Source organism: Marinilactibacillus kalidii, from assembly GCF_017599325.1.
GTDB classification, from domain to species: Bacteria; Bacillota; Bacilli; order Lactobacillales; family Carnobacteriaceae_A; genus Marinilactibacillus; species Marinilactibacillus kalidii.
This window is the reverse complement of record NZ_JAGFVM010000038.1, coordinates 1-14668: the sequence shown is the minus strand read 5'-3', so window position 1 is coordinate 14668 and position 14668 is coordinate 1. Positions and strand designations below refer to the sequence as shown.

Sequence of the window (14668 nt, the reverse complement as noted above, 5' to 3'; positions counted from 1 at the left end):
TAAAATCAAAGTGTTGAATCGCGTAGCCTACGGCTATAAGAACTTTATTCATTACAAAAACAGGATCATTCTTCACTTCAATCTAAAAACAGCACTAAGGAATCATAAACAAAAAGAAAGAGAACATAAAGCTGCCTAACCAGCGAAATGTTCTCTCCTAAAATTATAGACTATTATTCTTTACCAACATTGCTTGACGTAGAACCACACAAAAAAGCTGACATATTCCATGTCAGCTTTTTTGTTCTTACTTATAATGGGATAATAATCTCTTCTTCATCGTCATTTGACGACTCAGAATGAATCTCTATTATCAGTTTATGTGGAAGGACCACAGCCGTTTCACCCGGTCGGCTGATCCATCCTTTTCTTACGCCTAATTGATCCGGACTATTGTCTTCTTTATTACGTATCCGGGTACCCTCAACTTCTATTATATTGTATTGATCTTCCGAAGGGTAAAATGTTTTCAGCTCATGGGGGGTGTCTTCAGAGAGCTCCACACTATACACAGCTTCTCCGTTGATTTTGACCGTTGCAATTGTTTTAGCATCCTCATCTATCGTGCTGAGATGAACGCCGTAGACAACATGTGGTACAAAAGAAGCAATAAACAAGAAAATGATGATGATTGCATCCAATCTTTTCATTTTTTTCAGATGATACATCACTTTTTTCACTGTTGACACACGCCCCTTTCAATTTCAATATGTATATCAAAAACACTAGTCCCCTCAAGCTGATGAACGGCTTTTGCTGACTAGTGTTTTTTAAGCCAAGTGATTGATTATTTTTTGAATTTCTTCTCAAATAGTGGGCTGACTGATTTATTTTCATGGATACGTTTGATTGCGTGACCCAATAATTCACCGACACTGACTTGTTCAATTTTTTCGATTTTCTGTTCTTCCGGCAATCTGATTGAGTCCGTAACAATCATTTTCTTGATCGGAGAAGCTTCCAGTCTCTCAATAGCTGGACCTGAAAATACGGCATGAGTTCCACATGCATAGACTTCATTTGCACCTTGATTGATCAAAGCATCTGCTGCAAGCGTAATTGTTCCTGCAGTATCAATTAAATCATCAATCAATACAGCTGTTTTACCATTTACGTTACCAACAATATTCATCACTTCGGCAACATTCGCTTTCGGTCTACGTTTATCTATAATAGCTATAGGCGATTTAAGGAATTCAGCTAGTTTACGTGCACGTGTAACACCACCATGATCTGGAGATACGACAACTGTGTTTTCTCCACCTAACCCTTTATCTAGGAACCAATTTGCTAATAAAGAAGCACCTAACAAATGATCTACTGGAATATCGAAGAATCCTTGGATCTGAGAAGCATGTAAATCAAGGGTTAAGATTCTATCTGCTCCAGCTTCCGTAATCATGTTTGCTACTAATTTTGCTGTAATCGGTTCACGAGATCTTGCTTTTCTATCTTGTCTTGCATAACCATAGTAAGGAATAACCACATTGATCGTTTTAGCACTTGCTCTCTTTAAAGCATCGATCATAATCAATACTTCCATAAGATGATCATTCGCAGGCGCTGAGGTAGATTGAATCAAGTAAACATGATCTCCACGGATACTTTCTTCAATGTTAATGCGAATTTCTCCGTCGCTAAATTTCTTAACAGAAACATCTCCCAGTTCTACACCGACGTCTTTTGCGATTTTCTCTGCAAGTGGAACGTTAGAACTCAAAGCAAATATCTTAAGTTTTGGATCAGAATAATGTGCGGACATATGGGCCTCCAATTTTTCTTTGCATCTATTTTTTCCCTCTATTAGTTTATGATGAAGCGGTATATAAATCAATAAGCTTCTTCAATAATAACGCTTTTTTAGAGAGAGTTCTAATCTTTTTGTGGTTTTTTTGTAAAATATGAGTCTTTTATCGTCTGTCTAGCCCGTGCAATCGCTAATGCATTTTCAGGAACAGTTTCTGTGATCGTTGAACCGGCTGCAATATAAGCATTCTTCTCGACAGTCACTGGTGCGATTAAGTTAGCGTTACAACCGATAAAAGAATTATCTCCAACAATCACTTTATGTTTATTTTTGCCATCGTAGTTCACAAAAATCGTACCACAGCCTACATTAATATTTTTACCTAATTCTGCATCTCCAACATAAGTTAAATGACCAATTTTTGTATTTTTGCCTACAGTTGCTTTTTTGATTTCAACGAAATTTCCAATGTGTACAGATTCTTCCAGTACTGTTTGGGGTCTCAAGTGACTGTTTGGTCCAATATCACTATAGTCTCCCATACTAGATTCTTCAAGCATAGAGCTCGTTACTGTTACTTGGTTTCCTACTTTACTGTCAACAATCACAGAGTGCATACCAATAAATGCTTCATCTCCAATTATTGTAGCTCCCTTGAGATAAACGCCCGGTTCAATCGTTGTATCTTGTCCAATCACCACGTCACTCTCAATATACGTATTGGATGGATCAATAATAGAAACACCATTTCGCATATGTTTCTCGTTGATTCTTTCTTTCATGACTTTATTCGCTTGTGCAAGTGCAACGCGGTCGTTTACACCTAGCGCCTCGTCCATATCATCTAATTGATAAGCTTCAACAAGGACTTCTTGTTTTTTAAGAATTTCAATAACGTCTGGCAAGTAGTATTCTCCCTGAACGTTCTCATTTTTGACCATTTCCAACGCTTCAAACAGGGCTTTGTTATCAAAACAATACGTACCTGTATTGATTTCTTTCACTTTTGCTTCACTTTCTGAGGCATCTTTTTGTTCGACGATTTTAGTGACGCCTTCTTCAGCTGTACGGATTACGCGCCCGTATCCAAAGGGATTATTTGCGAGAGCGGTCAATACTGTAGCTTTTGCCTGCTTTTCTTCGTGAAATTCAACCAAGCCTTTTAACGTCTCGGCAGTCAATAACGGTGTATCTCCACAAATAACGAGTGTCGTTCCTTCTTTATCTTTAAGCAATGAGGCAGCTTGTTTCACAGCATGAGCGGTTCCGAGCTGCTCCTCTTGTAAAACATACTCGCTTTTTTCTCCAAGATAGTCTTGAACTGTCTCGGCACCAACACCTGATACTGTAACGATTTTTTCCATACCGATACTTTGTGCCTGGTCAATCACATGCCCAACCATTGGTTTACCCATTACAGGGTGCATGACTTTATAAAGCTTTGATTTCATTCGTGTGCCTTGTCCAGCTGCTAAAATTACTGCATAACGATTATTCACGTTCATTCTCCCATTCTGTTCGAAAATTTAATCATTCATTATTTTAATGATATTGTCGTTGGTCTAATTTAAATCCATCATATTGATACTTAACATACTGAATCTATCATACTTTACCTTACATACCTTTTCAAGTTACTGAGTTGTTTCATTTGTTTGATTGGTTATCTTTTCATATACTGAGTATATAGAAAGTTCGACATATTTTAGACACATTTAATCATGACACCCATTTTATATTCGAACTTCATGAGATGATTACACAGGAGGAAGATTTTAATGAAAAAAAATCAAACCGTTATCGGAAGTTATAAAACTGAAGAAGAAGTAATCAAAGTCGTTAACCGTCTTCAAAGCGAGGGTTGTATGAAAGATGAAATCACATTATTTACGAATCAAAAAAGAAGCGACTCATTGAGAAACCCAGAACACTTAGATGTCGCTGAACCAGATATGAATGGTAATGATGCAGACCACAAAAATAATCAAACGTTTTGGGATTCCATCAAAGATGCTTTTAAAGTAAGAGAAGAACATCACTTCGATGATCCAAATTATACGACTGAAGATGATTTATTGCATAACTACAGAAAAAACTTGTCTGAAGGTGAAATTATTGTTGTCGTCAGTAATTTTGAAGAGCGTGGTCGTTCCTCAAAAACATCTACTTCAACGGAAGAAGTACAAGACCTCCCTCAAGCCTCCAGTTCTATGGGCTCAGTTGCTGGCTTTCCTGAAGAAGGAACTGCACAAGGATTAGGTGTTGGTGGTCAACCACCACTAGAACCAACGCAATCTGAAGAGATACCCTCTGAACTTGAAGATACTACTGCTCAGCCAGAACGTGATAACGCACAAACTAAACCCGAAAAAAAGGGAAATAACGATCTTTAAACAGAAAAAACAAGCTCCCGAGGCGCACTCGGTAGCTTGTTTTTTTCTATGATTCTAGTGATGTAATAAAGTTTCCAGGAACAACTTGAATCGTTCTATTTTCTACATCTACACTTTCAACTTTCAGTAAAGCTGTATAGTTGTCTATTGAACGAACACCTTGATAGATATTCTCAGCGATGACCGTAGCACCTACGAGTTCTGCATCAAATTCATCAATCAGACTCTTCATGCCATTAACTGTTCCGCCACCTTTTAGAAAATCATCAACAATCAATACTCTTGATCCTCTTTTCAGGCTTCGACGAGACAATTCCATTTTTTCAACTCTTTGCGAAGATGAACCTGATACATAATTGATGCTTACAGTAGAGCCTTCTGTCACTTTCGAATCTCTACGTACGATAACGAACGGTACGTTTAAGTAAGTCGCGACCGCTTGAGCAATAGGTACACCTTTAGTGGCAACTGTCATTACCGCATCGATTTTTTTGTCCATATAATAAGACGCAATGACTCTACCGATTTTTCTCAACCAATCCGGCTGACCTAACATATCTGAAAGGTAGACATACCCACCTGGTAATAAACGTTCAGAGTGATTTAATTCTAAACATAATTCATCAATAAATGCTTCGATATCTTCTTGTTTCATTTTAGGAATATATCTTGCGCCGCCTGCAGCGCCCGGAACCGTTTCTAAAATTCCGATGCCTCTTTCCAGAAAAGTTTTTTTGACGATAGTCAAATCTTCACTAATACTGGACTTAGCCGACTCATATCTTTTAGAGAAAAACGTGAGTGATACTAACGTATGTGGGTGCTCCAATAGGTAATTTGTGATATCAATCAATCGTTCGCTTCTTTTTATTTTCAAAATCGTACACCTCATCTATTTAACGTACATTCTATTTTTACATTCTCTATTCTACATCTAATACTACTAAAAACCTAGTTAATTCTTAACGTTTTTTCAAAAACGTTCGGAATCTCAAAAAAACAGCGAGTCTCGTAGCATTCTCTTTCGCCACAAGACTCACTTGTCCATTCAATTTGTTTATTTCGTTTCGATTTCTATTAGTAAATCGTTCGTTTCAATCTGGTCGCCTTCTGCCACATATAAGTGTTCAACACTTCCGGATATACCCGCTCGAATAGTTGTTTCCATCTTCATCGATTCTGTGATGATAACTGGTTCCCCTTTTTCGACTTTGTCCCCGCGGCTGACAAGCATTTGAAGAACAGATCCAGGCATCGTTGCCCCAATATGCCCTTTGTTAGACGGTTCTGCTTTCTTACGAACTGCTTTTGTATTCGTGATACTCTTGTCTTTGATCTCAATTTGTCGACCTTGACCATTCAATTCAAAGTACAAGACACGATTTCCTTCTGAATCTGGATCTCCAATTTGGTTTAGCTTGATGATCAGTGTTTTTCCTTTTTCAATACTAATTTCAATTTGTTCTCCCGTTCTCATACCATAGAAGAAAGAAGCTGTATCGAATTTAGTAATATCACCATACGTATTCTGGAAAAAGACGTAATCTTTGAAGACTTGAGGATACATCGCGTAACTCATCATTTCCTCAATACTTGGTTCGCGCTCCAAGAAGCTTGTCATCTCTTCTTTGAGTGCGCTGAAATCCATTGGCTCTCTATAATCACCTGGACGACCGTCTATAGGTTCCTGACCATTTAGCACGATATTCTGAAGTTCCTCTGGGAAACCGCCTTCGGGTCTACCTAACTCGCCTTTAAAGAAACTGATAACAGATTGTGGGAAGCTCAAGTTACTGCCTTTTTCAAATATATCTTGTTCAGTAAGATTATTTTGAACCATGTATAATGCCATGTCTCCTACTACTTTTGAAGACGGCGTTACTTTGACAATATCGCCAAACATGTCATTTACAACAGCGTACATTGCTTTAAGTTCATCCCATCTATCTTCAAGACCTACACCTTTAGCTTGTTGCTTCAAGTTTGTATACTGACCACCCGGCATTTGGTGTTTATATACTTCAGTAGATGCTGCTGGCATACTTTCTTCAAAAACCGAATAAAATTTGCGAACATCTTCAAAATAACGATTGATATATTCGACATTTTGAATATTGATTTCAGGTGCACGTTTAGTATTTTCCAGCGCATAATACAGACTACCCATACTTGGCTGGCTCGTTTTCCCACTTAATGCGCTCTGAGCCACATCAACGATATCAACACCAGCACGGATTGCTGCACCATAAGTGTAAACACCGTTACCGCTTGTATCATGCATGTGGAGGTGAATGGGTACATCCACTGTTTCTTTGAGTTCAGAAATCAAACGATAGGCTGCATGAGGTTTCAATAAACCTGCCATATCTTTTATCGCAATCATATGTGCGCCAACTTGTTCTAACTCTTTAGCCATATTTTTGTAGTAATCCATCGTGTACTTCGTTTGAGATGGATCATTTAAATCTCCAGTGTAACAAATCGTTGCTTCTGCAATTTTGTTATTGTCACGAACATATTGAATACTTTTTTCCATTTGCGGAATCCAGTTTAAACTATCAAAGATACGGAATACGTCAATCCCATTTTCTGCAGCTACTTGAATGAACTTTTCAAGAACATTATCGGGATAATTTTCGTAACCAACGCCATTAGATCCTCTAAATAGCATCTGGAATAAAGTATTCGGCATTTTCTTTCTCAATTTGCTTAATCTTTCCCATGGGTCTTCATTCAAGAATCGGTAAGCAACATCGAAAGTTGCGCCGCCCCACATCTCTAATGAGAACAATTCAGGGATACCTTGTTCCATTTGTCCGGCAATTTCTAACATATCCTTGGTTCTCATTCTGGTTGCCAATAAACTTTGGTGGGCATCTCTAAACGTTGTATCTGTCAGTAATACTGCATCCGTTTCTTTGACCCACTTCGCAACTGCTTCTGGTCCTTTTGAATCTAGCAATACCTTTGGTCTGACAATTTCTTGTTTTGGTAAAATCAGTTTTTCTGGCATTCTCGGTAATTTAAGTGGTTCTTTTTCCACTTTCCCAATTCCGGGGAAACCATTAACTGTTACATTTCCAATATACTGGAGCGTTTTATTCCCTCTATCTTGAATTTTCGGGAAAACATATAGTTCTGGCGTTTGGTCAATAAAGGTCGTTGATGCGTCTCCGGATATGAAAGCCGGATGTTTGATTACGTTGGCCAAAAACGGAATGTTTGTTTTTACTCCTCTAATGCGGAATTCTTTTAAAACTCTCCCCATTTTTTGAACGGCTCCAGCAAAATCTACTGCATGAACCGATGCTTTAACCAATAAAGAGTCAAAGAATGGTGTAATGACAGAACCTTGGAAGCCATTACCTGAATCCAGACGTACACCAAATCCACCTGGCGAGCGATAGGTGTTGATTTTCCCTGTATCAGGGTAGAACTGATTTAAAGGATCTTCTGTTGTAATCCGGCACTGAATCGCAGCACCAATCAATTGGATATTTTCTTGTAGCGGGATACCGACTTCTTCATGCAAGTGTTTGCCTTGTGCAATCAGGATTTGCGATTGCACGATATCGATCCCAGTGATCATCTCAGAAATCGTGTGTTCTACTTGTACACGAGGATTTACTTCGATGAAATAGAACTTGTCTCCTTCTAAAAGAAACTCAACTGTTCCAGCGTTGACGTAATCAACATGCTTCATCAATTTGACAGCTGTCTGACAAAGTTCTTCTCTTACTTCGTCTGTTAAAGTAACACAAGGGGCTACTTCAACGACTTTTTGGTGACGTCTTTGAACAGAACAGTCTCTTTCAAATAAATGAACAAGATTCCCTTTTGTATCTCCGAGAATCTGTACTTCAATATGCTTAGGGTTTTGGATGTAGCGTTCTACATAGATGTCTCCACGTCCAAAAGCAGCGATTGCTTCACTCTGAGCGCGCTTAAATCCATCGATTGCTTCTTCTTCGTTATGTGCGACACGCATTCCGCGTCCACCACCACCAAGTGCTGCCTTCATAATAATCGGATAACCATGTGCATCCGCAAATGCAACGACCTCTTCTACTGTATGGATAGCATCTTCTGTTCCTGGAATCGTTGGTATACCGGCTTCTAACGCAACTTTTTTTGCTTTTAATTTATCTCCAAATATATCTAATTGATTCGTTGTGGGTCCGATAAAGGTAATCCCTTCTTCTTCACAACGTTTGGCAAAGTCTAGATTTTCTGATAAGAAACCATATCCGGGGTGAACAGCGTCTGCACCTGAATCTTTCGCAATACGGATTAAACCTTCTATATCAAGATAGGCATCTATCGGTTTCTTGCCCTTTCCAACAAGGTAGGCCTCATCTGCCTTAAAGCGATGAACGCTTTTTTCATCTTCCTGAGCATACACACCCACTGTATCGATGCCTAACTCAGTTAGTGCTCGAAAAATACGAATGGCAATTTCGCCTCTATTTGCTACGAGTACCTTTTCCAATTCTTTCACCTCTTACGGTTGATTTTGTATCGATAACTCCTAATTATCTTACCATTTTACCAGAGATTCCCATCTTACGTTTGAAAAATTTCTATTTTTTTCATATACCGACTAGATAAAGCGGTATGTATAATAAAAAAACAAGTTCTGTCCTTTGATTGATCCATTTTCAAGATATATGATAATGCTATTTTAAAAAGGAGGAATTAAATTGAAACCTCTCAAAGCTCTTATCATTAAAACGATTGCGATTGTTCTTATTGCTTGGATCGTTCTCTCATTACTCTGGAGCATTCCACTAATGCATGCTGTTATCGGCGGTGCCATTGTATCTCTAATGATCTACGTGATTGGTGATTTACTTGTTCTTAGAAAAATCGGAAATATTGTAGCGACTGTTGTGGATATGGGTGGTGCACTTGCTATTCTTTGGGGTTACTTATACCTCGCACTTGGTGAAAGCTACTTTATTGAAAGCTTAGTGGTCTCGGCAGGGATTGCCATTTTCGAATGGTTCTTCCACTCATGGCTATTGAAAAGTCATACCGTACCAGATGAACGTAAAATGAAATAGTTTATAATAGATATTAAAACAGATTCTTTGAAGGTACCTCGTCCTTCTTCAAAGAATCTGCTTTTATTATAGGAAATTATGGCTATCAGAGAACTGAATCCCTGCATAAGTATTGCCCAATGATTTTTTAACCCATCTGACTTCTCCGACTTTTTGCTCTAAATGATTTTCGGGTGCATCTAACTTAATCAAATCGTCTTTTTTTAATCTAGCTTTTGTCTTGATTTGTGCGCCTTCAGCACTCAAGTCTACAATAACGGCTGAATACTTCAGATGCTGGTAGCTCAATAATGCATTTGTTTTGATCTTTTCTCGCAAAACCATTCTAGCTTTAGAAGCTGGAGACTTTTTGGTCTGTGTAAAGAATCCGATAGCTGTTGGTAGCAAACCCGCTTTTTTGTAGTCTTTTTCTCCAATTTTGCTTTTAGGATTGCTATAGATGGTTGGGATAACAAATCGATACTGCTCTTGATCCAATTTCGGAAAACGAACCCCTATCTCTGTGCGTCCTTCTTTGTTTTTATCAACCCAGCGAACTTCTGCTTCAAGTGCTGGTCCACCACTAATGTTCAAATGGATAGTAGACAACTTTTTCTTTATCTCATTTGTATCAACAGATAGTCGCGCACCATACTCACTGAGATCTTCTATTTTAGTTGGAATCTTCTGATCTTCATCCATGATAGTCGCTTCTTTAGTGATGACGAATCTTTCTGCTGTTCTATACCGAGGGCGCTCGAAGAATATCATCACGACAAGGAAGAGCCCAATCAAATTATAAAACACCCAAAAAAGATTAATATAGACGCTATCTAACTGTAAATCCACCAGCTCCGGTATAAATATGGCAAACAGCACACGAATGAAACCAACAATAGAAAGTAGGATCAATGTGATATGGAATAAACTCGCTCGCCATAAAAACTGTCTCTCATTTGTTTGAACACCTTTTCTTGTAACATTGAACTTACCATTTCCTTTCAAAAAAATTTCTGAGAGGATGGCCCAAGACATTGATGGCGCTAAGGCAGAATCATAGACATTTGTCCACAAGGTTGTTCTTTTCTTTTCAGAAATTAGGCTTGCAAATATTTGAGATGATATGAAAGCAGGAATCCAGTAGATCAGCAAGTCAATAAATGTAGCATTCAACACCACTATCCCAAAAACAAGATAAAGTATAGGCGCTATGAGGTAAACAAGCTTATAGAGACCAAAAAACCAATAATGAATACCATCCATGTAAAGTAACTTCTGCATAAATGTTAATCCTTTGGTCTTTAAAGGATTCCATTTTCTGACAACTTGTATATTCCCTCTACACCAACGGTCTCTTTGTTTCAGTAAATCTTTAAATGTTTCTGGTGCCAAACCAACTGCAAGGACTTTATTTACAAAGACAGTTTCCCAGCCATCAGCTTGTATTAGCATACCCGTTGCCATATCTTCTGTAATCACACCTGTAGCAAATCCACCGATTTTCTCCAGCGCTTCGCGTCTAAATAATGCATTACTCCCAATGTACATCGTTGCATTATAGATGTCTTTTTTTTCTTCCAGTTTTTGCATAAAAAAATCTTGCTCATTATTGATACGATCGCCGGCAAACAAATTGAATTGAAAGGGATCATCATTATAAAAGGCCTGTGGTGCTTGGACAAAAGCAACTTTCTCATCGGAAAAATAGCCAAGCGTCTCTTTCATAAAGTTTTCTCTAGGAATCATATCCGCGTCCATCGTAACGACGACCTCACCAGTTGAAACCGTCATCGCATGATTTAGATTGCCGGCTTTTGCGTGCTGATTATCTTCCCTCGTTACATGACGTACGCCTAACCTTTCACACAAAACCCTGACATCTTCCCTGTTTCCATCATCGCAGACTAGAATTTCATATAAATCATCTGGGTAGTCCATTAACTGACAAGCTACAATGGTTCTTCTAAGTAAATCTACAGGTTCGTTATACGTAGCAATCAGCATATCAACGGTTGGTAACGTCTCAAAAGAAGAGAGTGATACTCTTTTGCGGTTATTTTTTTTCCAGAATAACGTTGAAGTCACGATACTTTGCAAATAGCCCATCCACTCTGTAAACAATAAAGCTATTCCGGCTATTATACTCACCAAGGAAACGGTCGGTAATGTACTGGTCGTTCTCCAAACCAAATACATCAACTGAAATCCTAAAAATAAAATGATCGTAATTCTTAAAATCGTTTGATTTTTTTTACCATAAAAGTAGCAAAAAGAAAGAATCAATAATGCTACAACCAAATAGGTGATCTGATAAGTATGCATCTCTTTATCTCCTTTTCCATTTACAGACTGAGTACTTTGTTCCTTCCTGTTTCTTTTGCATTATATAACGCTACATCAGCTAACTCGACCATATTATTTGTTTGTTTAACTACTTCTGGGAAACTAACGAATCCACAAGAAATCGTCACATTTATTTTCGTTTCTCTGTCAATGGTAAACTGATGTCTTTCTACACGTCCACGAATCATTTCTCCCATTTCTCTCGCTTGTTCTCTTTTGAATAAAGGAAGGATGATAGCAAATTCCTCTCCACCTTTTCTGAAAACAGACCCTTTTTTTCCGACTACATCTTCCATAATGCGTGAAATTTCCATCAAAACAAAATCTCCAGCACCATGACCATACGTATCGTTGATTCGCTTAAAGTGATCGATATCTAACATAAGCAGTGATAAAGGTTTTTGTTTTTTATTTGCTAACTCTTCAGAGTATTGCCATATACTGTCAAAATTCCTAACATTTTTTAATCCCGTTAAAAAGTCAATTGTCGCTTCATTTTCGTATTTGTGATAAAGATATTCAGATGTTCTCATGTAATTTACCAACAAAATTGAAGATAATCCTGCAATCAGAGACATTACCCAGTAAGTAGGTGTTAACGTTAAGAGAATATCGACATCTCTTACCACATAATGTAGCAAGGTTGATGTAGCAATATTAGAGAAGATGACCATATACATTCCACGTACAATGAGACTATCATCTTTAGAGACTAATTTATCAATAATGGTATATCCTATTAAAAGGATGAACATCATCAACATCGCTGCATAAGCAGAAACACTCACACCGTAAATAAATCTGATGAGTGCTATAAAAATGACAGATATGGTCGTAGGAATTTTACCAACAAAGAGAAACATGAGCAATACAGGAATATATCTGAAATCTACTAGCGTATTGACCCCGACTCGGATAGAGAAATGAATCAATACCCAACCCAATAACCCGCCACATAAACCATCTATTAGATGAGTCTTCCATATCTCTGAGCTTTTTTCATGAATATTCCACCTCAATTTCATGAACGCAAAAATCATTGCAATCACAATGTTAATATTGATAAAAAAATCTTCAAACATACTAATTCTCCTCATTACGTGCTTCATTTCGCTTTCTTTACCTTATCACTATCATAAACGTTTACATTGTAAAAATCCGGTAAAATCTGATTTATTTGTGACGTTTTTGTATTTAAAATTTATACAGAAATCGTATCATACTAAGTTGAATATGTACAAAAAAACGAACGATTTCCCTATATAATAAAGGGATAAACGCTCGTTTTTTTAGTTTCTTTTATTGAAAGTTATTTAACTTCTCTAAATAGTGCTTTACGTCTTAATTTAGGTGAATACTTTTTCAATTCTAATCTTTCAGGATTATTTCGTTTATTTTTTGTAGTAATATACTGTCTTTCACCAGTTTCCGTACATTCTAACGTAACATTTACTCTCATTTTCTAACCTCCTATTTTTTTAGACCTCTACGAATCCTTTTTGCTTCTTTGACCACTTTCAACCCTCGACGCGCTGTTTTTTTATTAGGGCTTTTCATCATTCTTCTTGCCGTTGCTAGATCTGTTTTTACTGACAAACCAATGACCTGCTTTCTATACTGATTTTATTAAGTTTACAAACTTTTTACCAACTGGCTTTTTTTACGCCAGGAATCTTACCCTCATGTGCATATTTTCTGAAATTGAGGCGAGATAAGCCAAATTGACGCATATACCCATGCGGGCGTCCATCTAGTCTGTCTCTATTTTGTAATCTTGTAGGCGAAGCATCTCTTGGTAGAAGTGCCAAGCCCTCGTAATCACCTTTTGCTTTAAGTTCTGCTCTTATTGCTGCATATTTTTTTACAGTTCTTTGTTGTTTTTTCAACTTCTCAATTTTACTCTTTTTAGCCAGTCTACTCACTCCTTCATTAGTATCAAAACCACAAATCGTAATCATTACGTTTTATATATTACGCTATATTTCCATTTTCGTCAAGCTTGTTCTTTACTTCCACTAAAAAAAGAACACCCCATTAGTGATGTTCTTTCTCTCTACTGGATATTCTTTTTTAATTGCGTGAATTGTAAAATTAAGCTAGACAAATAAAAAAGCCATTCGTGGTACACTCAAAATGTATTTTCCGACCAAAGAAAACATTAGGAGTGATCACGAATGACCTATTCCCATATTACCACGGACGAGCTTGTATTGATAGAATCGTATTACCATAATAATGTATCAACCGCTAGAATCGCTCAATTGATTAATCGTTCAAGGCAAACTATCCATAACGTCGTTACGGCTTTAAAGCAAGGTGTTACAATTCTTGACTATTATCGACAATACAAATTGAATAAAAAACGTTGCGGACGAAAGAAAATCATTCTTCCTATTAAACAACAGGACTATATCAAGGATCAAGTTGCTAAAGGCTGGACGCCCGATGTCATTATTGGTAGATCGGAACAGCCTATTGGATGCTCGGTCCGAACGCTTTATCGTCGATTCAATGAACACCTATTCGACGAAGCTTTACTTCCCATGAAGGGAAAAAGAAAGCCCAATGGTCATAAAGAACGTCGAGGAAAACAAGCATTTAAAAGAACGATTGAAGAAAGAACAACCGATTATCCTTTATTTAAGGAAGAGTTTGGACATTTGGAAGGAGACACCATTGTTGGTGTACACCACAAAAGCGCCATTATAACGTTAGTCGAAAGACTTTCGAAAGTCATCATCACGTTAAAACCAGAAGGACGTAAAGCAGTTGATATAGAAACCACCTTGAACCAATGGTTCAGTTCTATTCCCAAATGTCTATTTAAGTCCATTACTTTTGATTGTGGTAAAGAGTTCTCAAACTGGAAGTCAATCTGCAACCAACATGATGTGTCCATTTATTTTGCAGATCCAGGTACGCCTTCACAAAGGGCTTTGAACGAAAATTCAAATGGTTTACTGCGACGAAATGGCCTACCTAAAGAAATGGATTTTAATTTAGTAGATCAGAATTTTGTATCAGGCGTAGCCGATAGACGAAACCGAATCCCTAGAAAATCACTAAATTATCAAACACCCTTAGAAGTATTTTTGAGTTATATTGATGGGTCGTATTTGTCTAGCTTATATTGACAATTCAGA

General features: G+C 37.6%; 13 protein-coding genes. 3 read left to right on the top strand and 10 right to left on the bottom strand.

The window, feature by feature from the left end; all coding sequences use genetic code 11:
* Positions 1 to 251 precede the first annotated feature (251 nt).
* The 3 genes from J5J05_RS09490 to glmU all read right to left on the bottom strand — a co-directional run bounded on the left by J5J05_RS09490 (position 252) and on the right by glmU (position 3246).
* On the bottom strand, positions 252 to 668 hold the full coding sequence (locus tag J5J05_RS09490) for a NusG domain II-containing protein (protein WP_208560450.1): 417 nt from the start codon (positions 666 to 668) through the stop codon (positions 252 to 254).
* Between the two features lie 119 nt (positions 669 to 787).
* Positions 788 to 1762 carry a ribose-phosphate diphosphokinase gene (locus J5J05_RS09485; RefSeq protein ID WP_208560448.1) on the bottom strand — a complete coding sequence of 325 codons (975 nt, stop codon included), beginning with the start codon at positions 1760 to 1762 and terminating at the stop codon, positions 788 to 790.
* Between the two features lie 110 nt (positions 1763 to 1872).
* Complete coding sequence (gene glmU / locus J5J05_RS09480) at positions 1873 to 3246, bottom strand: bifunctional UDP-N-acetylglucosamine diphosphorylase/glucosamine-1-phosphate N-acetyltransferase GlmU (RefSeq protein WP_208560447.1); 1374 nt, start codon at positions 3244 to 3246, stop codon at positions 1873 to 1875.
* A 279-nt stretch (positions 3247 to 3525) separates the two neighbouring features.
* Here glmU and J5J05_RS09475 point away from each other — a divergent pair, with 279 nt between their 5' ends.
* Positions 3526 to 4140, top strand: coding sequence for a general stress protein (locus J5J05_RS09475; protein ID WP_208560446.1), 615 nt, complete (start codon positions 3526 to 3528; stop codon positions 4138 to 4140).
* A gap of 46 nt (positions 4141 to 4186) precedes the next feature.
* Here J5J05_RS09475 and purR read toward each other — a convergent pair whose 3' ends face one another.
* Both purR and J5J05_RS09465 read right to left on the bottom strand, forming a co-directional pair.
* Positions 4187 to 5017 carry a pur operon repressor gene (gene purR, locus J5J05_RS09470; protein ID WP_208560445.1) on the bottom strand — a complete coding sequence of 277 codons (831 nt, stop codon included), beginning with the start codon at positions 5015 to 5017 and terminating at the stop codon, positions 4187 to 4189.
* A 180-nt stretch (positions 5018 to 5197) separates the two neighbouring features.
* On the bottom strand, positions 5198 to 8629 hold the full coding sequence (locus J5J05_RS09465) for a pyruvate carboxylase (RefSeq protein WP_208560444.1): 3432 nt from the start codon (positions 8627 to 8629) through the stop codon (positions 5198 to 5200).
* Positions 8630 to 8840: 211 nt separating this feature from the next.
* Between J5J05_RS09465 and J5J05_RS09460 the strand changes: the two genes are divergently transcribed.
* Positions 8841 to 9203 carry a DUF2512 family protein gene (locus J5J05_RS09460; protein ID WP_208560443.1) on the top strand — a complete coding sequence of 121 codons (363 nt, stop codon included), beginning with the start codon at positions 8841 to 8843 and terminating at the stop codon, positions 9201 to 9203.
* 66 nt (positions 9204 to 9269) lie between these two features.
* On the opposite strand, the gene J5J05_RS09455 is transcribed toward J5J05_RS09460, so the two are convergent.
* The 5 genes from J5J05_RS09455 to rpsN all read right to left on the bottom strand — a co-directional run bounded on the left by J5J05_RS09455 (position 9270) and on the right by rpsN (position 13438).
* Positions 9270 to 11504, bottom strand: a complete 2235-nt coding sequence (locus J5J05_RS09455; protein WP_208560442.1) for a glycosyltransferase family 2 protein — start codon at positions 11502 to 11504, stop codon at positions 9270 to 9272.
* A gap of 20 nt (positions 11505 to 11524) precedes the next feature.
* A complete protein-coding gene (locus J5J05_RS09450) occupies positions 11525 to 12607 on the bottom strand; it encodes a GGDEF domain-containing protein (protein ID WP_208560441.1) in 1083 nt (360 codons plus the stop codon).
* Positions 12608 to 12834: 227 nt separating this feature from the next.
* Positions 12835 to 12984, bottom strand: coding sequence for a 50S ribosomal protein L33 (rpmG, locus tag J5J05_RS09445; RefSeq protein ID WP_208560440.1), 150 nt, complete (start codon positions 12982 to 12984; stop codon positions 12835 to 12837).
* An 11-nt stretch (positions 12985 to 12995) separates the two neighbouring features.
* Positions 12996 to 13121, bottom strand: a complete 126-nt coding sequence (locus J5J05_RS09440) for a putative metal homeostasis protein (protein ID WP_208560439.1) — start codon at positions 13119 to 13121, stop codon at positions 12996 to 12998.
* Positions 13122 to 13168: 47 nt separating this feature from the next.
* Positions 13169 to 13438 (bottom strand): 30S ribosomal protein S14, encoded by a 270-nt coding sequence (gene rpsN / locus J5J05_RS09435; protein WP_208560449.1) that lies wholly within the window; start codon positions 13436 to 13438, stop codon positions 13169 to 13171.
* 261 nt (positions 13439 to 13699) lie between these two features.
* Here rpsN and J5J05_RS09430 point away from each other — a divergent pair, with 261 nt between their 5' ends.
* Positions 13700 to 14659, top strand: a complete 960-nt coding sequence (locus tag J5J05_RS09430) for an IS30 family transposase (RefSeq protein ID WP_208559100.1) — start codon at positions 13700 to 13702, stop codon at positions 14657 to 14659.
* The last annotated feature ends 9 nt before the right edge of the window (positions 14660 to 14668 follow it).

What these genes read in the sequence shown, in the direction of transcription:
- J5J05_RS09490 (WP_208560450.1), bottom strand. Translation starts at nt 668, where the DNA reads ATGTATCATCTGAAAAAAATGAAAAGATTGGATGCAATCATCATCATT.
- J5J05_RS09485 (WP_208560448.1), bottom strand. Translation starts at nt 1,762, where the DNA reads ATGTCCGCACATTATTCTGATCCAAAACTTAAGATATTTGCTTTGAGT.
- J5J05_RS09475 (WP_208560446.1), top strand. Translation starts at nt 3,526, where the DNA reads ATGAAAAAAAATCAAACCGTTATCGGAAGTTATAAAACTGAAGAAGAA.
- J5J05_RS09455 (WP_208560442.1), bottom strand. Translation starts at nt 11,504, where the DNA reads ATGCATACTTATCAGATCACCTATTTGGTTGTAGCATTATTGATTCTT.
- J5J05_RS09450 (WP_208560441.1), bottom strand. Translation starts at nt 12,607, where the DNA reads ATGTTTGAAGATTTTTTTATCAATATTAACATTGTGATTGCAATGATT.
- rpmG (WP_208560440.1), bottom strand. Translation starts at nt 12,984, where the DNA reads ATGAGAGTAAATGTTACGTTAGAATGTACGGAAACTGGTGAAAGACAG.
- J5J05_RS09430 (WP_208559100.1), top strand. Translation starts at nt 13,700, where the DNA reads ATGACCTATTCCCATATTACCACGGACGAGCTTGTATTGATAGAATCG.